Origin of the sequence: Citrobacter sp. Cpo012 (assembly GCF_030333015.1) — a bacterium.
Lineage (GTDB): Bacteria > Pseudomonadota > Gammaproteobacteria > Enterobacterales > Enterobacteriaceae > Citrobacter > Citrobacter portucalensis.
Genome location: NZ_JAOWGR010000041.1, coordinates 57,098 through 78,503, shown reverse-complemented (window position 1 = coordinate 78,503; position 21,406 = coordinate 57,098). Strand labels below are relative to the sequence as shown.

Annotated in this window: 16 protein-coding genes; 4 read left to right on the top strand and 12 right to left on the bottom strand. The window is 53.2% G+C overall.

Annotation, left to right across the window (positions count from 1 at the left end; genetic code table 11):
• The 4 genes from feoB to greB form a co-directional block, all read right to left on the bottom strand.
• On the bottom strand, positions 1-2,319 hold the full coding sequence (gene feoB / locus OGX90_RS16595; protein WP_286624330.1) for a Fe(2+) transporter permease subunit FeoB: 2,319 nt from the start codon (positions 2,317-2,319) through the stop codon (positions 1-3).
• An 18-nt stretch (positions 2,320-2,337) separates the two neighbouring features.
• Positions 2,338-2,565, bottom strand: a complete 228-nt coding sequence (feoA, locus tag OGX90_RS16590; RefSeq protein ID WP_003023519.1) for a ferrous iron transporter A — start codon at positions 2,563-2,565, stop codon at positions 2,338-2,340.
• 432 nt (positions 2,566-2,997) lie between these two features.
• Positions 2,998-5,331, bottom strand: coding sequence for a Tex family protein (locus OGX90_RS16585; protein ID WP_057067157.1), 2,334 nt, complete (start codon positions 5,329-5,331; stop codon positions 2,998-3,000).
• A gap of 98 nt (positions 5,332-5,429) precedes the next feature.
• Positions 5,430-5,903, bottom strand: a complete 474-nt coding sequence (gene greB, locus OGX90_RS16580; protein ID WP_003023524.1) for a transcription elongation factor GreB — start codon at positions 5,901-5,903, stop codon at positions 5,430-5,432.
• Positions 5,904-6,128: 225 nt separating this feature from the next.
• Here greB and ompR point away from each other — a divergent pair, with 225 nt between their 5' ends.
• Both ompR and envZ read left to right on the top strand, forming a co-directional pair.
• On the top strand, positions 6,129-6,848 hold the full coding sequence (gene ompR / locus OGX90_RS16575) for an osmolarity response regulator transcription factor OmpR (protein WP_128551692.1): 720 nt from the start codon (positions 6,129-6,131) through the stop codon (positions 6,846-6,848).
• Positions 6,845-8,197 carry a two-component system sensor histidine kinase EnvZ gene (gene envZ / locus OGX90_RS16570; RefSeq protein WP_286624324.1) on the top strand — a complete coding sequence of 451 codons (1,353 nt, stop codon included), beginning with the start codon at positions 6,845-6,847 and terminating at the stop codon, positions 8,195-8,197. The genes ompR and envZ overlap by 4 nt, the downstream gene beginning before the upstream one ends.
• Positions 8,198-8,984: 787 nt before the next feature.
• On the opposite strand, the gene nadS is transcribed toward envZ, so the two are convergent.
• The 3 genes from nadS to pckA all read right to left on the bottom strand — a co-directional run bounded on the left by nadS (position 8,985) and on the right by pckA (position 11,396).
• Positions 8,985-9,281 carry a NadS family protein gene (gene nadS, locus OGX90_RS16565; protein ID WP_048236945.1) on the bottom strand — a complete coding sequence of 99 codons (297 nt, stop codon included), beginning with the start codon at positions 9,279-9,281 and terminating at the stop codon, positions 8,985-8,987.
• Between the two features lie 52 nt (positions 9,282-9,333).
• On the bottom strand, positions 9,334-9,651 hold the full coding sequence (locus OGX90_RS16560; RefSeq protein ID WP_047408175.1) for a type II toxin-antitoxin system RelE/ParE family toxin: 318 nt from the start codon (positions 9,649-9,651) through the stop codon (positions 9,334-9,336).
• Positions 9,652-9,773: 122 nt separating this feature from the next.
• Positions 9,774-11,396 carry a phosphoenolpyruvate carboxykinase (ATP) gene (pckA, locus tag OGX90_RS16555; protein WP_003023529.1) on the bottom strand — a complete coding sequence of 541 codons (1,623 nt, stop codon included), beginning with the start codon at positions 11,394-11,396 and terminating at the stop codon, positions 9,774-9,776.
• A 378-nt stretch (positions 11,397-11,774) separates the two neighbouring features.
• Between pckA and OGX90_RS16550 the strand changes: the two genes are divergently transcribed.
• Positions 11,775-13,493 carry a DUF4153 domain-containing protein gene (locus OGX90_RS16550; RefSeq protein ID WP_286624322.1) on the top strand — a complete coding sequence of 573 codons (1,719 nt, stop codon included), beginning with the start codon at positions 11,775-11,777 and terminating at the stop codon, positions 13,491-13,493.
• Between the two features lie 109 nt (positions 13,494-13,602).
• Here the strand turns inward: OGX90_RS16550 and hslO are convergent, their stop codons facing one another.
• The 4 genes from hslO to igaA form a co-directional block, all read right to left on the bottom strand.
• Complete coding sequence (hslO, locus tag OGX90_RS16545) at positions 13,603-14,481, bottom strand: Hsp33 family molecular chaperone HslO (RefSeq protein WP_003023531.1); 879 nt, start codon at positions 14,479-14,481, stop codon at positions 13,603-13,605.
• Between the two features lie 24 nt (positions 14,482-14,505).
• Positions 14,506-14,907, bottom strand: a complete 402-nt coding sequence (hslR, locus tag OGX90_RS16540; RefSeq protein WP_003837900.1) for a ribosome-associated heat shock protein Hsp15 — start codon at positions 14,905-14,907, stop codon at positions 14,506-14,508.
• A gap of 10 nt (positions 14,908-14,917) precedes the next feature.
• On the bottom strand, positions 14,918-15,586 hold the full coding sequence (gene yrfG, locus OGX90_RS16535) for a GMP/IMP nucleotidase (protein ID WP_016157638.1): 669 nt from the start codon (positions 15,584-15,586) through the stop codon (positions 14,918-14,920).
• 62 nt (positions 15,587-15,648) lie between these two features.
• Entirely contained in the window at positions 15,649-17,784 is a 2,136-nt protein-coding gene (gene igaA / locus OGX90_RS16530; RefSeq protein ID WP_032945218.1) for an intracellular growth attenuator protein IgaA, read from the bottom strand.
• Between the two features lie 322 nt (positions 17,785-18,106).
• Between igaA and nudE the strand changes: the two genes are divergently transcribed.
• A complete protein-coding gene (nudE, locus tag OGX90_RS16525) occupies positions 18,107-18,667 on the top strand; it encodes an ADP compounds hydrolase NudE (protein ID WP_048236942.1) in 561 nt (186 codons plus the stop codon).
• A 105-nt stretch (positions 18,668-18,772) separates the two neighbouring features.
• Here nudE and mrcA read toward each other — a convergent pair whose 3' ends face one another.
• Complete coding sequence (mrcA, locus tag OGX90_RS16520) at positions 18,773-21,325, bottom strand: peptidoglycan glycosyltransferase/peptidoglycan DD-transpeptidase MrcA (protein WP_003827669.1); 2,553 nt, start codon at positions 21,323-21,325, stop codon at positions 18,773-18,775.
• Positions 21,326-21,406 lie beyond the last annotated feature (81 nt).

Below are 21,406 nucleotides of genomic sequence, written 5' to 3'. Positions count from 1 at the left end.
TTAGTGGCAATCGCCAGTCGTGCTGGAACAGCAGGAACTCGCCGTCCTGTTGGTTGCCAGCAGTGCGAGGTCCACGCGGCTGCGAGCTCGGCGCAGCAGGCCCAGCAACACGATGTTAAACAGGATGACCGCTAAAATGCACACCAGGCTGTAGGTCGGATGCTCTTTGTAGCTGACCGTCTGATAAAACAGCGTCGACAGAGAGTAGGCGATATTCAGGCCCCACAGAATCGAGAAGCTCATCCAGCCACGGCTGGATTCACGTGCGATAGCGCCCATCACTGAAATGCACGGTACATACAGCAGAACAAAGATCAGGTAGCTGTACGCGGCGGCGGAGCTGCCAAATTTCTCGCCCATCACGCCCATTGCACCGGTAGCCATTTCACCGTCGCCCTTGCTGGCTTCGATAGGGTTAGCCAGCACGCTCAGGCTGAAAGTGTCTTTCAGGCTTTGCCAGGTTTCATCTACCGCGCTGAGCAACTCATCACCGAGGTGGAAATCTGCCGGGTTGAACTCTTCTTCCTGAATGTTTTCTGCGGTATAGAGCGTGTTCAGCGTACCGACAACCACTTCTTTCGCCATCGCGCCGGTGAACAGACCTACGGTTGCCTGCCAGTTATCTTCGTGAACACCAATCGGTTTGAAGACTGGGGTAATGACGCGGCTCACGGAAGCCAGAGCTGAGTCGTTGATGTTGTCGACGATTTTCCCGCTCAGTGAGAAGCTGTTAAAGGCACTGAGGAAAATGCTGACGATGATGATGACTTTACCTGCACGCAGAACGAAGCCTTTCAGACGTTGCCAGGTTTGAATGATCAGACTCTTAATGTGCGGTACGTGATATACCGGCAGCTCCATCACGAACGGCGTTGCTTCGCCACGCATGATGGTGTGTTTGAGCATCAGGCCGGTCAACACCGCCATGACGATACCCAGTACGTACAGCGAGAAGACCGCCAGCGCGCCGTTCTGACCAAAGAACGCGGCGGCAAAGACGGCGAAAATCGCCAGACGTGCACCACAGGACATAAACGGCGCCATCATGATGGTCATCAGACGCTCACGCGGGGCATCCAGCGTACGTGCGCCCATCACTGACGGTACGTTACAGCCAAAGCCGACGATCAGCGGGACGAACGATTTGCCCGGAAGTCCCAGCGCCTGCATCAGACGGTCCATCACAAATGCGGCGCGCGCCATGTAGCCGGAGTCTTCAAGGAAGGAGAGGAACAGATACATCATGCCGATTTGCGGTACCAGCGGCAGCACGGTGTTAATCCCGCCGCCAAGGCCCTGGGCCAGGAAGATGGTCAGCCAGTCCGGGAAATGCAGCGTATAGCCAATCCACTGAATACCATGGATAAAGAGTGCCACGGAGCCAACATCAAACAACGGCTGCAGCGCGCCGCCAATGTTGATGGCAAGCAGGAACATCAGGTACATCACGAACAGGAAAATCGGCAGACCGAGGAAGCGGTTGAGGATAATTTTATCTACCGCGGTGGTGAAACGGCTCGGCTCTGCCGTCAGGGTATTACTGACGGTATCGCAGATAGCGGCAATGCACTGGTAACGTGCATCGGCAATATGTAGCGCCGGGTCGTCCATTGTCTCGCTCAGGCGAGCAACAGCGGCATCAAGGTTTTGTGCTGCATCACCGGCGTAAGCACGGCTGTAGATATCGCCTTCGAGCATCTGTAGGCCCAGCCAGCGGCGCTGTTTAAGCGGCATATCTTTGGCCATTGCGTCGGCGAGGGAATCAGCTTCTTGCAGCAGCGGCTGGGCATAATGGACCAGCTCAACGGTGTCGTTTTCTTTGTAGCGATCGATCGCCAGCTTCAGTGCTTCAATGCCGCGGGCGCGGGTGGATACCAGTGGAACCACCGGACAGCCAAGACGAGCGGAGAGGGCGTCGATATCGATACGGATTTGCTGTTTCTCAGCAATATCCAGCATGTTCAGTGCGACGATACAGGGAATACCCAGCTCAAGCAGTTGCAACGTCAGGTAGAGGTTGCGTTCAAGGTTTGAAGCATCGACCACGTTGATCAAGAGATCCGCGTCGCCGCTTAAAATATAGTGGCAGGCAATCTGCTCATCGAGAGAGGTTTGCGATGAGATTGTCGTCAGAGAATAGGTGCCGGGTAAATCGACCAGCGTGACCTGGTGGTCCGTCGTGGCGAAATGGCCTTCTTTACGCTCAACGGTAACGCCAGCCCAGTTGCCTACACGCTGGCGCGCGCCGGTGAGCTGGTTGAATAAAGTTGTCTTGCCGGAATTAGGATTACCAATTAAACCAATGGTTAGTTTTTTCATTTTTATAGACTCACTGTATTAACAGGAAACCGCTTCCACTTCTAATAACGCCAGATCCTTCTTACGCAATACCAGACTTACGCGACGCGTTTCGATATGGATAGGATCGCCGAGCGGGGCGACGCGTACCACGTTGAAGGATGAGCCGGGTAGCATGCCAAGTGACAACAGTTTCTGACGATAAGCCGGGCTGATTTCACGGGCAAAACCGGTAATTTTCCACGCACTGTCAGGAGTGAATTGCATAGGGACCTACTTATATCTCGCTAACTGGATGATAACCTCATGGGGCGACAGGGCGGCATGAGACCAGATGATTAGCCAACGTAAGGAAAGAGTAAATAATCAACAAATCAATGATAATGAGAATGGTTTCTATCATCAATAGAATAAGTGTGACGGAATGTACAATTAGATAATAATTTGAGCCAATTTTGATATTCCTCAATATTTATTCTGGTTGGAAACGAGTGATTCGCGGAAGTAATTATTGGGGATCTTAATGTTTAATTAAGGTTTCATCTGTTAATGAAGTGATAAATATATTGTGGTGCAACGCGGGGCATAGATTAAATATGCCGGATGACGACGTTCATGCGCCTTATCCGGCCTACAAATTAATTGTGATAACCTGGCCGGACAGGGCGTTTACACCACCATCCGGCACACGGTTTAAACTTAGCGTTTTTTACCCATTGCCGCAGCCAGCGCATCCATCATCGCGCTGTTGCCCGCAGGCTGTGCGTCACGGCCACGCGGTTTCGCGGCTTTTGGCGTCGGGCGATTACCCTGAGCGCGATCGTTATTCCCGCCGCCGCGACGCGCATTGGTTTCACCCGGCTGCTCGTCCAGACGCATGGTCAGCGCGATACGCTTACGTTGCAGGTCCACTTCCAGCACTTTCACCTTCACAATGTCGCCTGCTTTCACCACGGTGTGCGGATCTTCGACGAACTTATTCGACAGCGAAGAGATATGCACCAGACCATCCTGATGAACGCCGATATCAACAAACGCGCCGAAGTTGGTGACGTTGGTGACTGCCCCTTCCAGAATCATTCCCGGCAGCAGATCGTTCATGGTTTCTACACCATCGGCAAACTGCGCGGTTTTAAATTCAGGACGCGGATCGCGGCCCGGTTTTTCCAGCTCTTTGATGATGTCGGTGACGGTCGGCACCCCGAAGCGTTCGTCGGTAAAATCAGCGGCTTTCAGATTACGCAGTTCGCTGCTGTTACCCATCAGGTCACGCAACGATTGCTCGGTGGCGGCCAGAATGCGTTCCACAACCGGATAAGCTTCCGGGTGAACGGTTGAGGCATCCAGCGGGTTATCGCCGTGGTTGATACGCAGGAAGCCCGCGCACTGTTCAAAGGCTTTAGGCCCAAGACGGCTGACTTTTAACAGTTGCTGACGGTTCTGGAATTGACCGTTCTCATCGCGCCAGGCAACGATATTCTGCGCCATCATGCGCGTCAGACCAGCAACACGGGTCAGCAGCGGTACGGAGGCGGTATTCAGATCGACGCCGACGGCGTTCACGCAGTCTTCCACCACCGCATCCAGCTTACGCGCCAACTGAGTCTGGCTTACGTCGTGCTGATACTGGCCCACGCCGATAGATTTCGGATCGATTTTCACCAGCTCAGCCAGCGGATCCTGCAGACGACGGGCGATAGACACCGCGCCACGCAGAGATACGTCGAGGTCCGGGAACTCCAGCGCCGCCAGTTCGGATGCGGAGTAAACCGACGCGCCGGCTTCACTGACGATCACTTTCTGCGCGGTCACTTGCGGGAACTGCTTTTGCACGTCGAGGAAGAAACGCTCGGTTTCGCGCGACGCCGTACCGTTACCAATCGCCACCAGTTCAACGTTGTGTTTTTCACACAGCGCCGCAACGGCAACGGCGGCTTTGGCGGCCTGACCGGTATGCGGATAAATGGTGTCGGTCGCGACCAGCTTGCCGGTACCGTCAACCACTGCCACTTTTACACCGGTACGCAGACCTGGATCGAGGCCCATGGTGGCGCGCAGCCCGGCCGGAGCGGCCATAAGCAGGTCATGCAGGTTACGGGCAAAGACGTTGATAGCTTCATCTTCCGCACGTTCGCGCACGGTACCCATCAGCTCCGTTTCGAGGTGCATCAGCACCTTGATGCGCCAGGTCCAGCTAACCACGCCTTTACGCCAGCTGTCTGCTGGGGCATTGTTCAGGCGTAGTCCCAGGTGATCCCGGATAATCTGCTCGCCATGGCTCTCTTTTGGTGGCTCATCGAATTGCGGATCGGCATTCAGTGAAAGTTGCAACACGCCTTCGTTACGGCCACGGAACATGGCCAGCGCACGGTGGGATGGCACGGTAGAAATCGGTTCGTGGTGATCAAAGTAGTCGCGGAACTTAGCGCCTTCCTCTTCTTTACCGCTTACCACGGTGGCGACCAGGTGGGCGTTTTTCCACAAATAATCACGTACTTTCGCCAGCAGAGCAGCATCTTCAGCGAAGCGCTCCATTAGAATGTAGCGCGCGCCGTCGAGGGCGGCTTTGGTATCCGCCACGCCGTTTTCGGCGTTGAGATATTTTGCGGCTTCCGTTTCCGGGTCGTGAGACGGTTCGTTCCACAACAGGTCTGCCAGCGGCTCCAGTCCGGCCTCAATGGCGATCTGCCCACGGGTGCGGCGCTTAGGTTTGTACGGCAGATAGAGGTCTTCGAGTTCGGTCTTACTTAACGTGCCGTTGATCGCTTTCGCCAGATCGTCGGTCAGTTTGCCTTGCTCGCCGATAGATTTCAGGATTGCCTGACGGCGGTCTTCCAGTTCACGCAGATATCCCAGACGGGTTTCCAGATTACGCAGTTGCGTATCGTCCAGACCGCCGGTGATTTCCTTACGATATCGTGCGATAAACGGCACGGTGTTCCCTTCGTCAAGCAGGCGAACGGCAGCTTCTACCTGTTCAGCACGAGCCTGAATTTCACCTGCGATAATGCGGCAGAAAGAATCATTCATCATGGATAGCTTCGTCTATAGGATAAAAAATCAGGGGATAGTTATACGGATTGACTGGCAAAAATGCCAGCCATCTGCCGGGGCTTCGGATTGTTCCGGTCTCACTTCACGTATTCAATCTCATTCACGTACCAGCTGGCTTCGCCACCTGGGGTGTTTACTACTGCGAGATCGCCGACCTCTTTTTTCAATAGCGCCCGCGCCATTGGTGAGTCGATTGAGATGTAATCCTTACGACCGAAGATCTCATCGTAGCCAACAATACGGAATTTGCGGATGTCGCCATCGTCATTTTCAATCTCAACCCATGCGCCAAAGAAGACTTTGCCTTCCTGCTGTGGGGAGTAATCGACGATTTTTAGATTCTCCATGCACTTGGTCAAATAACGGACGCGGCGGTCGATCTCACGCAGGCGCTTTTTATTATACTGGTAGTCGGCATTTTCGCTGCGGTCACCCAGACTTGCGGCCCAGGTAACTTTTTTGGTGACTTCTGGGCGCTCTTCACGCCAGAGATAATTCAGCTCTTGTTTAAGTTTTTCATACCCTTCACGGGTTATCAGGGGCGTTTTCATCTTATTGTTTTACCTTCGACTCTGTGATGATGCGCACAATTAGTATTACGTGAGCATATCAACAGAATAAATAATGTATTGCGAGAAACATTGTATACTTAAGCTGCTGTTTAATATGCTTTGTAACAATTTAGCCTGGAATTCATACCAGAATTCGCTGGTGACTCACGTTAGCTTTCTTAAGAATATACACTTAATTGTTGCGAACCTTTGGGAGTAATAACAATGCAAGAGAACTATAAGATTCTGGTGGTCGATGACGACATGCGCTTGCGTGCGCTTCTGGAGCGTTATCTGACCGAGCAGGGCTTCCAGGTTCGAAGCGTCGCAAACGCTGAGCAGATGGATCGTCTGCTGACCCGTGAGTCCTTTCACCTGATGGTGCTGGATTTAATGCTGCCGGGAGAAGATGGCCTGTCTATTTGCCGTCGCCTGCGCAGCCAGAGCAACCCGATGCCGATCATTATGGTCACAGCGAAGGGTGAAGAAGTTGACCGTATCGTAGGGCTGGAAATCGGTGCCGACGATTACATCCCGAAACCGTTTAACCCGCGTGAGCTGCTGGCACGTATTCGTGCAGTCCTGCGTCGTCAGGCGAATGAACTGCCGGGCGCACCTTCTCAGGAAGAAGCGGTTATCGCTTTTGGTAAGTTCAAACTGAACTTCGGTACGCGTGAAATGTTCCGCGAAGATGAGCCGATGCCGCTCACCAGCGGGGAATTTGCGGTACTGAAAGCGCTGGTAAGCCACCCGCGCGAGCCGCTGTCCCGCGACAAGCTGATGAACCTCGCCCGTGGTCGTGAATATTCCGCGATGGAACGTTCTATCGACGTCCAGATCTCCCGTCTGCGCCGCATGGTGGAAGAAGATCCGGCTCATCCACGCTACATTCAGACCGTATGGGGTCTGGGCTATGTCTTTGTTCCGGACGGTTCTAAAGCATGAGGCGAATGCGCTTCTCACCACGAAGTTCGTTTGCCCGCACGTTATTGCTCATCGTCACCTTGCTGTTTGCCAGCCTGGTGACGACATACCTGGTAGTGCTGAACTTCGCGATTCCGCCGAGCCTCCAGCAGTTTAATAAGGTCCTGGCGTACGAAGTTCGTATGCTGATGACCGATAAACTGCAGCTGGAGGACGGTACGCAACTGGTGGTGCCGCCCGCATTCCGCCGGGAAATTTATCGTGAGCTGGGTATTTCTCTCTATTCCAACGAGGCCGCTGAAGAGGCCGGACTGCGTTGGGCGCAACACTATGAATTCTTAAGCCATCAGATGGCGCAGCAGCTGGGTGGCCCAACGGAAGTCCGCGTTGAGGTAAACAAAAGCTCGCCGGTCGTGTGGCTGAAAACCTGGCTGTCGCCCAATATCTGGGTACGCGTGCCGCTTACAGAAATTCATCAGGGTGACTTCTCGCCGCTGTTCCGCTATACGCTAGCGATTATGCTGCTGGCTATCGGTGGGGCGTGGCTGTTTATCCGTATCCAGAACCGGCCATTGGTGGATCTTGAACATGCGGCGCTGCAGGTGGGGAAAGGTATCATTCCGCCGCCGTTGCGTGAGTATGGCGCTTCAGAGGTGCGCTCCGTAACCCGAGCCTTTAACCATATGGCCGCGGGCGTGAAGCAGCTGGCCGATGACCGTACGCTGTTAATGGCGGGCGTGAGCCACGATTTACGTACCCCGCTGACGCGTATTCGTCTGGCGACGGAAATGATGGGCGAAGAGGACGGTTATCTTGCGGAGTCCATCAATAAGGACATCGAAGAGTGTAACGCCATCATCGAGCAGTTCATCGATTACCTGCGTACCGGTCAGGAGATGCCAATGGAGATGGCAGATCTGAACTCGGTGCTGGGTGAAGTGGTGGCGGCAGAAAGCGGCTACGAACGTGAAATCGAAACTGCGCTGCTGCCGGGCAGCATTCAGGTGAAGATGCACCCGCTGTCGATCAAGCGTGCGGTTGCCAATATGGTGGTTAACGCCGCCCGCTACGGCAACGGCTGGATTAAGGTTAGTAGCGGAATGGAGCAGCATCGCGCCTGGTTCCAGGTAGAAGATGATGGTCCGGGCATCAAGCCGGAGCAGCGTAAGCACCTGTTCCAGCCGTTTGTCCGCGGTGACAGCGCGCGCAGTACCAGCGGTACGGGCCTGGGACTGGCGATTGTGCAGCGTATTATTGATAACCATAACGGTATGCTGGAGATTGGTACCAGTGAACGCGGTGGGTTGTCGATTCGTGCATGGCTTCCGGTTCCCTTCACTCGCGCGCCGGGCAACACGAAAGACGCATAACAAAGAGAGGCGAAATGCCTTAATGCTCGTCAGTTAAGCATGTATGGTGAACATGTGATTCTTGCTCAGGGTTCCGTTCACCTCAGCGATGTCATTTCTCTGAAGCGCTGATGCCCGTGAACGTGCAAGGAAGGCTCACCGCCGCCTCCCTTGCAACCCAGGCTCCCGGCGGGAAAATCGTCGCTGCGCGAGTTATTCGTCTTATGCCGTCTGCCTGTCGGGTCGGGGCCGAGCCTGCATCCATGCAGGCCATCCCCTCTGCCCGCATCCCTGCGGGCAGTCCCGGTCAGCCGTCAACGCCTCATCGATTTTCAGCCGGACCAGGGTGTCGCTTCAGCGCTCTGGCTTTCAGCTATATCCGTTTTGCTGTTCACAGGTATTCAAGTAAAAGCTCAGGTGGTCAGGCGTGGCTGGTCCGGCTGAAAATTGCCGACGTGTTTCCGTAAGGCCGGGAGAGCCAGCATGGATGCTGGCGCAGGGCGCGCTTTGCAGGGACGCTTCCTCGCGCCCGGCCCGGAAGCCTGGAGGAATAAGCGGAGGGTATTGCGTAGCAACAATTTTCCCGCCGGGAGCCGGGATTGTAAAGGGCGTGGCGGAAAACGCCCTTTACACGTTCACGGGAATCCGTGTTTCAGAGAAACAATGAGCATGAGGTGAACGGAACTCTATCTCCGGGATAGCATGTTCTTTACCTCCGCCAGTTTACTGAAACTGAGGCGCTAACTGACTGGCATTAAGGCGAAATGCCTCCCTTTTTGTTTGCGGGATAGGCCGTAAAATAACGGACTTAAATTGCTTTTAATTGATTAATTATAAAAGGATTTCTTTGAATTAATAAAAGCAGTTTTCTGGGTGCCCCTGTGGGCTGGCGTCGTTTCGTTTCCCAGCTTTTAACCAGGTCATAACTCACGCCAACGGCGATGGCAAAATCCTGTTGGCGTAACCCTGTTGCTTCGCGGATGGCTTTAACATCAATTTCGCTAAAGGTATGTACATGTTCAGGCTTAGGTGTTTCTTCACCTTTCTCTATACGCACCATTTCTTCTGCACTGGCCAGCAAATCGGCAAATAATTCGTCTTTCATTTTGGCCTCACCACACCGGATAGCGGTGTCCTGATGATTAAAATTCCCATGATTAAATCAGCATATTGGATAAGTGCATTAAAACTCTTTTTTGCTCTTCGGTTAAATCATCCTGTTCATTTTTAGGATAGAGCAAAGCGAGATAGATTCGACCTTTGCGCGTCACGTTGTAATAAATAACCCTAATACCGCTGCGTTTGCCCATACCAGAGCGGCTCCAGCGAATTTTTCTGAATCCACCTGTACCAGCGATAGTATCTCCAGCCTCAGGGTTCTCTATAAGCGTCTCTTGAAAGGCGCGAAACTCATCGTCAGGCAAAAGTAACGGACGGCGTTTACTAAATCCTTGTAGCTCAATAAATGTGAACATAGCGCGTCCTGCGCATGGGGTTGATAGTACAGATTATAGGTGTACGGAGTACATTTTAAAAGATAGACACAATAAAAAACCCCTTATCCTCTTGGATAAGGGGCTATATAACGAATCAAATATTACAGCTTCGGTCCGGCGCTAACCAGCGCTTCACCTGCAGGGGTGTCGGTATATTTCTCGAAGTTCTCGATAAACAGTTTCGCCAGTGCATTGGCTTTTTCCTGCCACTGCTCCGGAGATGCGTAGGTATTACGCGGATCGAGAATGCGAGTGTCCACACCCGGCAGCTCGGTCGGGATAGCCAGGTCAAACATTGGCAGACGGAACGTTTCCGCGTCATCCAGCGAACCGTTCAGGATGGCGTCGATAATCGCACGGGTATCTTTGATAGAGATACGCTTGCCGGTACCGTTCCAGCCGGTGTTAACCAGATACGCCTGCGCACCTGCCGCCTGCATACGTTTCACCAGCACTTCTGCGTACTGCGTTGGGTGCAGAGACAGGAATGCTGCGCCGAAGCAGGCTGAGAAGGTTGGGGTCGGTTCGGTGACGCCGCGTTCGGTACCGGCCAGTTTGGCGGTGAAGCCAGACAGGAAGTGGTACTGTGTTTGGTCTGCGGTCAGGCGAGAAACCGGCGGCAGCACGCCAAATGCGTCGGCGGTCAGGAAGATTACTTTGGTAGCATGGCCCGCTTTTGACACCGGCTTAACGATATTATCGATGTGATAAATCGGGTAGGAAACGCGGGTGTTCTCAGTTTTTGAACCATCATCGAAATCGATGGAACCATCTTCGCGCACGGTGACGTTTTCCAGCAGCGCGTCACGACGGATCGCGTTGTAGATTTCCGGCTCAGCATCTTTAGACAGTTTGATGGTCTTCGCATAGCAACCGCCTTCGAAGTTAAACACGCCGTCGTCATCCCAGCCGTGTTCGTCATCGCCAATCAGGCGACGTTTCGGGTCGGTGGACAGCGTGGTTTTACCGGTGCCGGACAGGCCAAAGAAGACTGCCACATCGCCTTTTTCCCCAACGTTTGCCGAGCAGTGCATGGAGGCAATGCCTTTCAGCGGCAGCAGGTAGTTCATTACGGAGAACATACCTTTCTTCATTTCGCCGCCGTACCAGGTACCGCCAATCAACTGGATACGCTCAGTCAGGTTGAAAGCCACGAAGTTTTCTGAGTTCAGACCCTGCTCTTTCCACTGCGGGTTGGTGCATTTAGCGCCGTTCATCACGATGAAATCAGGTTTGAAATCAACCAGCTCTTCGTCGCTTGGGCGGATGAACATGTTTTTGACAAAATGCGCCTGCCAGGCAACTTCGGTAATGAAGCGCACGGAAAGACGGGTATCGGCGTTAGCGCCGCAGAAAGCATCAATGATAAACAGGCGCTTGCCGGAAAGTTGCTGGGTGACTAATCCTTTCAGATGCTGCCAGGTTTCCGGGGAGAGCGGTTTGTTGTCGTTCTTACCTTTACCTTTGTCGGACCACCACAGCGTGTCGCGCGTGGTGTCGTCACGGACAATGTACTTATCCTTTGGCGAACGTCCGGTAAAGATACCGGTATCAACGGCAACGGCGCCCAGATTCGTTAACACGCCACGTTCATAACCTTCCAGGTTTGGATCAAGTTCTTCCTGGAAAAGCGTGTCGTAGTCTGGATTGTAAACGATATCCTGAACGTCATTGATACCATAAGCCTTGAGATCTTGCGGGGTTAAACTGTTGTTCACACGCATTTCACTGCTCCTTAGCCAATATGTATTACCTGGAATAGTAAGGTTTTTTAGGGATTGTTAACCGCGACAAGGCTCATAGATTTACGCATCCGGGAAAATCACGGGCGACCGAATGCGCTGCGACTCCTGTCACAAAGAGGCAGATATTATGGCAGGAAACCCTTTTTTGTTGTGGAAAATGTTCTTAAAACGTTAATGGAGAGTGTTTTTGGCGGGAATCTTGTGAGTGTAATCGCATTCACGTAAGAAATGAATGTGGGTTATACATAAACAATATCGATTCACTTCCCGTCGTCGTGGTCTGAAATCGCTCTATCAATGCTCAAAATTGTGAAGTTGATGCGATAATTAGCTTTTCCCTTCATTCTGGATACTGACATGGATAGTGCTGAAATTTCACGTACGACGCGTTGGGGCATGATATTCATCGGCCTGTTGCAGGGGACATTATGCTATCTGCTGATGACATATCTGGTGCCCCATAATGACGGCTGGCTGTTCTATGGCATGCCTGCGACGATTGCGATCACCTCGGCACTTTTGCTTACTGTTGTTTCTTTCAAACAACGCGCGCTGTGGTACTGGATGGCGCTGATCTTTGTTGTGGTGCTGGCGATGAGCGTCTGGCTAAAGTGGCAAGTCGAGGACAGTGATAAGTGGCGGCAACATGAAGTTTTTATGTTCTACGGTTGGCGCTTACTGCTGATGGCGATGCTTGCTTTGCCCTGGATTCAGTACTCGCTTCATGTCTCTCGTGAGCAGGCGCGTTACCCGCATTTTTATCGGCAATTGTGGCTTAATGCGTTGACGTTGCTGATTGTCTTTGTCGCCAACGGTTTGTTCTGGCTGGTGCTCCTGCTATGGAGCGAGATGTTTAAGCTGGTCGGTATTCCCTTCTTCAGCACGCTCTTCTTTGATACCGACTGGTTTGGCTATGTGGCCTTTGGTCTGATTACCGCACTGGCAGTAGTACTGGCCCGCACACAGTCGCGTCTGGTCACGGCGGTACAAAAATTACTGACGTTTATCGCCACCGGTCTGTTACCTCTGGTCGCGCTGTTGGCGCTGATGTTCATACTGACCTTACCCTTCACCGGGCTGGAGGCTATTTCGCAACGCGTGTCTGCTGCTGGGTTGATGTCAACGCTGACGCTGCTCCTGTTGCTGTTGATGGCTATCGTGCGTGAACCGCAAAAAGAGGCGTTACCCTATCCAGGCGCGTTACGCTACCTGATCAAATGCTCTCTGATTGTCGCGCCCATCTATATGCTGATTGCCGGTTGGTCACTGTGGGTGCGAATACAGCAGTACGGTTGGACGCCTGAGCGTTTGTATGGCGTGCTGGTGGTCATGGTGCTGCTGGTATGGTCGTTTGGCTATCTGGCCAGCATTTTGCGCCGCGGGCGCAATCTGCTTGAGCTTCAGGGGCCGGTCATTCTTGGTGTTTCGTTGCTGGCGTTGGGGCTGTTGGTTCTGCTGTCATCACCGGTTATTGATGCCTGGCGCATCAGCGTTAACAGCCATATGGGGCTGTATCACAGCGGGAAAATTAAACCGAATCAAGTCAGCCTGTATATGTTGGATCACAGCGGAAAACCGGGGCGCGCAGCGTTGGAAGCATTACAAAAAGATGTGGCGTTTAATCAAGACAGTAAACGCAGACGCGACTTGAATTCTCTGCTGCAAGGGCGCCGGGATCCGGTTAAAGAGCTAAGCGCAACACAGTTAGTATCGAAGGTTGTGATTGCTCCGGGGAGCCAGAAGCCAGACGATGCGTTCTGGGCGTTTGTCAAAACACAGGGGTATCGCATCACCTCTTGTGCTGAGCAGAATGCGTGCGTACTGGTGAGTCAGGACCTCAATGCGGATGGTCATCCTGAGCAGGTGTTATATGCCTTTGGCGATGGGGAGAGTCTGATCTTCGGCATGCAAAAAAACAAATGGGATTTGTTAGCTGTTGCCACGCTACCTGACGGATTCACTAAGGATAAATTGCTGCAGGCGGTAGCGAATCAGCAACTGGGCTCAGCCCCCAGAATCTGGCGGGATATCACTATTGATGGCAAAAGACTGCCGATGACTTATTACACCGAATGAGTGTGTTGCCGACATCGTTTTTGCCGGATGGCAGCGCGAACGTCTTATCCGGCCTACGACAGATTTTCCGTAGGCCTGATAAGCGCCGTGCCATCAGGCAAGACAGTGATTAATGCACCTGGGGATCGGCAGGGGAGGCATTGCTGCGGATCTCAGCAATATCCATGGCGTTAAACAGATAGTGGCTACCGCAGTAATCGCAGTGCATATCGATCTCGCCTTCTTCCGCCAGAATGCTGTCCACTTCTTCGTCCGGCAACGTTTTCAGTGCGCCTGCGCAGCGTTCGCGTGAACAGGTGCATTTGAACTCAACGTCCTGCGGATCGTAGAGAGTAACCTCTTCTTCGTGGTACAGGCGCCACAGCACTTCGTTGGCCGGCAGCGTCAGCAGCTCTTCGGCTTTGATAGTTTCGGTCAGGGCGGTCAGGTGATCGAAATCATCTGCCTGCGCGTTTTGCGCCGGCATTACCTGCAGCAGCATTCCGCCAGCAGCGGGTTTGCCATCAACGTCGCCAGTGCGGATGAACAGGCGTGTCGGCAGCTGTTCAGAACGCATGAAGTAATCTTCCAGACACGCTGCCAGCGTGTCACCTTCCAGACCGACCACGCCTTGATAACGCTCGCCTTCTTCCGGGGTAATGGTGATCACCAGGTAACCGTTGCCCACCAGCGTTTTCAGATCGGCATCTTCAGGAATATCACCCTGCATGCGGGCCACGCCGCGCATCTGCTGATTGTTGTTGCCGTTGATGACGGCCAGGCTCAGCGGACCATCACCCTGCAACTGCACAGTGATATCACCGGCAAATTTCAGCGTGGCGGTGAGCAGGCTGGTGGCAACCAGCAGCTCAGCCAGTACGTTTTTGACCGGCTGCGGGTAAGTATGATTTTCGAGGATCTGTTGCAGGGTTTCCGAAACGGTCACCAGCTCGCCGCGCACGGCAAAGTTTTCAAACAGATAACGATGTAATTGGTCATGTTGCGGCATAATCATCTCTCTTGCAGGTGACAGTCACTCGCTGTCGCCGTGTTTAAATCGTAACAGGTCGCGGCGCTCTTTCTTGTCCGGTCGTCTGTCCGGGTGCGGCATGGTTAACGCGTTAAGTTTACGCGCCAGCGCCATTTTTTCGCGTTTTTCCACGCTTTCCGCGGTTTCTTCATACAGCGTAACGGCTTCCGTTGCCGGGCGACGCTGCTCGGTAATGGCCTTGATAATGACTGTTCGTTCGTCATTTCCCTGGCGAAGGGTGAGGGTGGCGTTCAGCTCGACAATCTTGCTTGGCTTACTGCGCTGGCCGTTGTAGTGCACCTTACCGCCTTCAACCATTTCGCGGGCTAGCGCACGCGTTTTGTAAAAGCGTGCAGCCCACAGCCATTTATCCAGCCTGACTTCAGCAGAGGGCTTTTCTTTCATGGCGTCTCCTTCACATCAGTGAGGGGATCAGTCGGCGGTAGTCATTCAGTGACGGATGGCGTGCGTACTGTTTTTCGGCGATGCCGGAGTCGGGATTGGTCACGCCGAGGCAGTAACGAATACCGTACAGAGCAGCGGCGTCGAGAATGGGTTCGCTGTCGTCAATAAACAACGTCTTCTCTGCACTCATTCCCGTTTCTTCAGCCACAGCGTGCCATAACCGCTGATCCTCTTTGGGATAACCAAATGTGTGGGTGGAAAGTAATAAATCAAGGTGTGAGGCCAGACCGGTATGCTCAAGCTTCACCGCCAGATTATGCGGATGCGCGTTGGTGAGCAGAATACGGCGTTTGCCGCTGGCTTTTAAGGCATCAAGAAACGGTACGGTATCTTCGCGCAAAACGGCGCGCGGTCCCTGTTCCGTGGTCATGGCGCAAATATCCAGATCCAGGCACTCGCTCCAGTAATCAAGGCAATACCAGTTTAGCGTATGCTGCACGGCATGATACTGCTGACGAATATAGTCCTGAGCTTCCTGAGGAGAGATACCCTGCTTCGCGCCATAGGTTTCCGGCACCAGTTTTTGCCAGAAATAGTTATCGAATGCCAGGTCGAGCAGCGTGCCGTCCATATCTAACAACACGGTGTCGACATCCTGCCAGGCAATATTGATCTGCATGGAAACTCCCCAGAAGAAAACATGATGCGCGACAGGGTAGCATATCCTGTCGCGCGAGCGTGTTATCGAATCAGGCTTTCCGGGTTGTCAATCAGTGTTGGATTCAGACAACTTTCATAGTAGCTCTGAATTTCCGCGATGCGGGTGCGGTGACGCTGGTAGCGTCTGAATGCCTGTATGCTGTTGTAGATAGCGCATCCGAGCATGGAGAACATCAGCAGCGTCGTGCCAAGGTAGCGCCATAATCCTGAACGATCCGGGATACGGTGCAGGCCAATGTGCTGGGTACCATTGGCGTCAGTCGAAATATTGGTGACGATCCCTTCCGCGCGAAACGGCGTCTGCATTAGCATCTGCGCCAGGCGCTGGAAGGCGTTCCACTGTTCCTGAGGTGGATAGTCATATAGCGAGGTCGTCGGCCACGGCTGATCGACCAGATCGCTGCCTTCATCGCTGATAATCAGGAAACCGCCAGGGGCAGGGCTATTCAGCGCCTGGGCTGCTCGCGCAGTCTCGCGTGAAATAAACGGCGCCGTAGAGGTATTCACCAGATTATCCAGTGACTCTGCGCTTACCGGACGCAGCAGCACGTTCACGCCATCCAGTTTGCCTGCGTTTGCTCGCTTCACCAGCGCGGCCCAGTCTTTACTGTTACCGAGGTTAACCAGCGCATTTTTTAAGCGCACACATTCATCTTTGGCTGCACACAGATCGGCCGTTTTCAGGACAATCTCACCAAAATCGTCCAGTAATACCATGCCGGACTTTTGGATTGCTGAGCGTAGCGATGCGCTGACGCGAGAGTCATCGTCAGGTTTGGGATGCAGCTGACGGCTCACGGCCTGTGTGAGCGCGGTAGCCTTGTTCACCAGGTCAGACTCAGGCAGCGGCAATGCGCGCGCGTCATTCCAGATAATTTGCGAGCAATCGAAAGGCATAAACGGCGTGGCAGGCTGCGCATTCCAGCTTCCTTGGGTATGAATGTTACACATACCCGTACCACTCAGGTGTAGCGTGTCACCCACGCGAACGCCCGCGTTTTCGAGCTGTTTAACGCTGGTGGCTTCGATAGTTTGCGCGCCCTTCATCCAGGAGAGCGTGACCTTTATCGGCATATCCAGCGGGATCCAAAACAGCAGCATCAGCAGTACCAGTAACGAGCCGCCTGCGATGACGGCGTTGCGCAGCCAGTGCTGTAACGGGAAGTTTTTCACTTCATCGTGCAGAGATAAAAAACGCCCCTGGCGGGCAACGTGGCGATCGAGATAAATATCGATATCCGTTTGCTGGCCAAGGTCTTGGGCGATGTAAGGTTGCCAGTGAGGTGGGTAGATCAGATCAATAATACCCAGCGAGATATTATTAATTTGTTCCTGGTCGTTTTCGCCAAATAACCCCCAGCGACGCGGCGTACCGCGCAGACAATGAATTTCCCGCAGGGCGCTTTTAGACGGCGGGGCGAACAATCCCCACAGACCCGCAGCTAACAGCAATACCGCGCCACCAACTGCCCACGGAACAAACGTATTCGGGATAACCAAACAGAAAAAGAACAGCAGGAATGATGCGGTTATCAGCAACGCCTCGCGCAATCCCGAAGGGCGGCTGAGCGCATATTCTTCATGGGTTTCCTGGCGAATATTCAGCAGTTCAATCTGCTCACTTTCTTCACCACGAATGGACGCCTGGGTAGAAGCGGTGTGCTGTAACGCATATCCTCGCGCTTCCTGCATATATTCCTGCAGCGTATGGCCGTTCAACGAGATAACCAGCGGTATCGTATTGGTGTGGATTATCTCAACGCTGTTTTCGTCGTTGATGTATTGTTCCCAGAAAGGGGGAAGATGTACCTCAACGGAATCAAGATAGTAGCGCCATTTGTTAGGATCGTCGGTGGTAATGCCGTAACGTGTAATCGAACGAGTAAGCACGATGACGCTATTACTTTGGGCATTCAACGTTAATGAGACAGGCGCAGCACTGGCTCCCGTTGGACCGGGTACTTGCTGAATTTGACTAAGGCTTTCGAGATAGTTTTCGACTGCGCTGCGTTCTTCAGGTGTGAGTTTACGTTTCGAGGCGTCTGAGAAGACGCTGCTCAAGGGTAAATTTTTCTGCCTGGATTTTGATTTGAGTAGCCATCCTGCAAGCAATGAGCAGGCCAGCAAAGCAGCTAAAAAAATCAGAATGGTGCTCATGCTTTCCCCATCTTACTTAGTCTGTCAGGCGTGGTCAGTCGCACCCTGTTCAATATTCGTGATTCTGTGGTTGGCTATCGGCAAGTGTGGAGTCGAACTTGAGCATCTTTAAGTACAGCCCAGTAAATGCGAATCATAGCAAAATCACCAAAAATGGAATATCAGCAAATTCCTGGAGTTATTTCAACCTATTGACTTTTAATTTGAAATAGGGATTAACTTTTAGTACGTTACATAAATGTAAATAAACGGCAATTCACATTGCCGAAACCGTGCGGTATATCGCACAATAACCCCAGATTTCACAGCAAAGATCCTCACAATGAGCAAATCATTACAGAAACCCACGATTTTGAAAGTGGAAACCATCGCCCAATCCCGGCTGTTTAAGGTCGAAAGCGTGGACCTTGAGTTCAGCAATGGCGTACGCCGCGTTTATGAACGTATGCGTCCATCCACGCGTGAAGCGGTAATGATTGTGCCGATTGTTGACGACCATCTCATCCTTATTCGCGAATACGCGGTCGGTACCGAGTCCTACGAACTGGGTTTTTCCAAGGGATTAATCGATCCTGGCGAAAGCGTGTTTGAGGCGGCGAATCGGGAGCTGAAAGAAGAGGTGGGGTTTGGCGCAAAAGATCTGACGTTTTTAAAGAAACTCAGCATGGCGCCATCTTATTTCTCCAGCAAGATGAACATCGTGGTGGCAGAGGACTTATATCCTGAATCGCTGGAGGGTGATGAACCTGAGCCATTACCGCAGGTGCGCTGGCCGCTGGCGCATTTGATGGACCTGCTGGAAGACCCTGATTTTCACGAAGCGCGTAATGTCAGTGCGCTGTTCCTCGTACGCGAATGGCTGAAAGGGCAGGGACGGCTTTAATTACGATTGCCAACTGATACCTTATCCAGCCTACAAAATTCCGGAAGATCAAATAATTGTACCGAAATTGTAGGCCGGATAAGCGAAGCGCCATCCGGCAATCGATCAGAACAGTTCGTGTGTCTCACCATTATCGATAATGGTTGTCCCCACCTCATGCACCGCCTGTTGCGTCGGCTGAGTGCCTTCAATGAAGTACTCTGCGCGGCTATTGCCACCGCTCGCCAGTTGTCCTGTGCTGCGATCGATATTGACCGTCACGATACCCGGCGGTGGCGTCAGCGGCTGTTCAGGCACACCTTCCAGCACGGATTTCATGTAAGCATCCCATGCAGGCTGCGCACTCTTCGCACCGCCTTCGTAGCCGGAGATTTGGTCCTTGATCGCGCCGGAAGCCGTTGTATGACCAAGGTTGCGGCGATGGTCATCAAAGCCGATCCATACCGACGTTACTACCCCTGGTCCGTAACCGGAGAACCACGCATCTTTAGAGCTGTTGGTAGTCCCGGTTTTCCCGCCGATATCATGACGCTGTAAATCGCGACCTGCGCGCCAACCGGTTCCCATCCAGCCTGGTTCACCAAAGATATTGGTGTTCAGCGCGCTTTTAATCAGGAAGGCCAGCGGCGTGTTGATCACGTGCGGAGCGTACTCTTGTGTTCCGCTTTGCGCGACCAGTGCCTGGTTCGCCTGCTCAAGCTGCGGCATAGGCACGGCGGCATTCTGCTGTTCCTGCGAGACGGCGACATCTTCTACGTTACTGTTTTCCAGCACGTTAGATTTCTGGGTATCGCCGTAAATCACCGGAATATCGCATTCCGGGCAGGCAATTTTCGGCTTCGCTTCGAAGATAACGCCGCCCATATCGCTTTCGATCTTACTGATGAAATACGGATCGACCAGGAAGCCGCCATTAGACATCACCGCGTAACCGCGCGCCACCTGCAACGGCGTGAACGAAGCCGAACCCAGCGCCAGTGACTCGGTATGCACAATGTTCTGTGCCGGGAAACCGAAACGTTGTAGATACTCTGCCGCGTAATCCACGCCCATAGCGCGCATGGCGCGTACCATCACCACGTTTTTCGACTGACCCAGCCCCTGACGTAAGCGGATAGGACCGGCGTACTGCGGCGGGGAGTTCTTCGGCTGCCAGTCGGAACCAGCACCGGCATCCCAGCGGGAGATTGGCACGTCGTTGAGCATGCTCGCCAGCGTCAGACCTTTATCCATTGCGGCGGTATACAGGAATGGCTTGATGTTGGAGCCCACCTGGCGTAACGCCTGGGTTGCACGGTTAAACTTGCTCTGGTTGAAGTCAAAACCACCAACCAGCGCCAGCACCGCGCCGTTTTGCGGATTGATGGAGACCAGGGCGGAGTTGACGTCCGGCACTTGCGCCAGCCACCAGGCATCTCCCACCTGGCGTACCCAGATTTGCTGGCCAGTCTGTACTACGTCGGTCACTTTACGCGGCGTCGGGCCTTGTTGAGTATCCGAACGGTAAGGACGCGCCCAGCGCATACCATCCATCCGTAATGACACTGATGTACCATCCGCCAGCGCGGCAATGGCTTCCTGTGGATTGGCGCTGGTAACAACCGCCGGCAGCAGGGGGCCATAAGTCGGCAGCGCTTTCAGCGTATCGGTAATTTTCTTGCTGTCCCAACTGCTTTCGCCCACTTTCCACAGCACGTTCGACGGGCCGCGGTAGCCGTGGCGCATGTCGTAATCCATCACGTTGTTACGTACTGCCTGCTGAGCTGCCTGCTGTACTTTGCGCGTAATGGTGGTGGTGATGCGATACCCGTCTTCATAGGCTTTCTCGCCATAACGGTTATACATCTCCTGGCGCACCATTTCAGACAGATACGGTGCAGAGAAAGCGATTTCCGGCGCGTGGTAGTTAGCGTCAATGGCCTCGCCGCGCGCCTGATCGTACTGGGCTTGCGTGATGTAGTTTTCGCTCAACATACGCGACAGTACAACGTTACGTCGCGCGGTTGCACGGTCCATCGAATAGAGCGGGTTGAAGGTTGACGGCGCTTTTGGCAGACCGGCAATCACCGCAATTTCACTTAAGCTGAGTTGATCCACCGTCTTACCGAAATAGACCTGCGCGGCAGCACCCACGCCATAGGCGCGATACCCCAGATAGATCTTGTTCAGATACAGTTCGAGGATCTCATCTTTACTCAGCAGTTGTTCAATGCGGATCGCCAGGAACACTTCTTTGATCTTACGCATCAGCGTACGTTCCGGGCTCAGGAAGAAGTTTCTCGCCAACTGTTGGGTAATGGTACTCGCCCCTTGCGACGCGTGACCAGAGAACAATGCGACGCTGGCCGCACGGAAGATCCCCACCGGGTCTACCCCATGGTGCTCATAAAAGCGGCTGTCTTCTGTGGCGATAAAGGCTTTAACCATTACCGGCGGCATCTGATCCAGCGTGACCGGGATTCGACGTTTCTCGCCATATTGCGCGATTAGCTCGCCGTCAGCGCTGTAAACCTGCATCGGGATCTGTAAACGCACATCTTTGAGCGTCGCGACGTCAGGCAATTGCGGCTCAATATAGCGATAGAGGCCATAAATCGAGCCTGCTCCCAGCAGGATGCAACATACTGCAAGGATTAATAAATACTTTACGAACTTCACTGGAGATTTCCCATTTAGTGGCATTTGGGCAGTTTATAAACAAACGCGCGGTAGTATAAAGGCAAGCCAGACGCATTGATA

What these genes read in the sequence shown, in the direction of transcription:
- OGX90_RS16585 (WP_057067157.1), bottom strand. Translation starts at nt 5,331, where the DNA reads ATGATGAATGATTCTTTCTGCCGCATTATCGCAGGTGAAATTCAGGCT.
- nadS (WP_048236945.1), bottom strand. Translation starts at nt 9,281, where the DNA reads ATGAAAGACGAATTATTTGCCGATTTGCTGGCCAGTGCAGAAGAAATG.
- ompR (WP_128551692.1), top strand. Translation starts at nt 6,129, where the DNA reads ATGCAAGAGAACTATAAGATTCTGGTGGTCGATGACGACATGCGCTTG.
- pckA (WP_003023529.1), bottom strand. Translation starts at nt 11,396, where the DNA reads ATGCGTGTGAACAACAGTTTAACCCCGCAAGATCTCAAGGCTTATGGT.
- greB (WP_003023524.1), bottom strand. Translation starts at nt 5,903, where the DNA reads ATGAAAACGCCCCTGATAACCCGTGAAGGGTATGAAAAACTTAAACAA.
- OGX90_RS16550 (WP_286624322.1), top strand. Translation starts at nt 11,775, where the DNA reads ATGGATAGTGCTGAAATTTCACGTACGACGCGTTGGGGCATGATATTC.
- feoB (WP_286624330.1), bottom strand. Translation starts at nt 2,319, where the DNA reads ATGAAAAAACTAACCATTGGTTTAATTGGTAATCCTAATTCCGGCAAG.
- nudE (WP_048236942.1), top strand. Translation starts at nt 18,107, where the DNA reads ATGAGCAAATCATTACAGAAACCCACGATTTTGAAAGTGGAAACCATC.
- envZ (WP_286624324.1), top strand. Translation starts at nt 6,845, where the DNA reads ATGAGGCGAATGCGCTTCTCACCACGAAGTTCGTTTGCCCGCACGTTA.
- hslO (WP_003023531.1), bottom strand. Translation starts at nt 14,481, where the DNA reads ATGCCGCAACATGACCAATTACATCGTTATCTGTTTGAAAACTTTGCC.
- yrfG (WP_016157638.1), bottom strand. Translation starts at nt 15,586, where the DNA reads ATGCAGATCAATATTGCCTGGCAGGATGTCGACACCGTGTTGTTAGAT.
- feoA (WP_003023519.1), bottom strand. Translation starts at nt 2,565, where the DNA reads ATGCAATTCACTCCTGACAGTGCGTGGAAAATTACCGGTTTTGCCCGT.
- hslR (WP_003837900.1), bottom strand. Translation starts at nt 14,907, where the DNA reads ATGAAAGAAAAGCCCTCTGCTGAAGTCAGGCTGGATAAATGGCTGTGG.
- igaA (WP_032945218.1), bottom strand. Translation starts at nt 17,784, where the DNA reads ATGAGCACCATTCTGATTTTTTTAGCTGCTTTGCTGGCCTGCTCATTG.
- OGX90_RS16560 (WP_047408175.1), bottom strand. Translation starts at nt 9,651, where the DNA reads ATGTTCACATTTATTGAGCTACAAGGATTTAGTAAACGCCGTCCGTTA.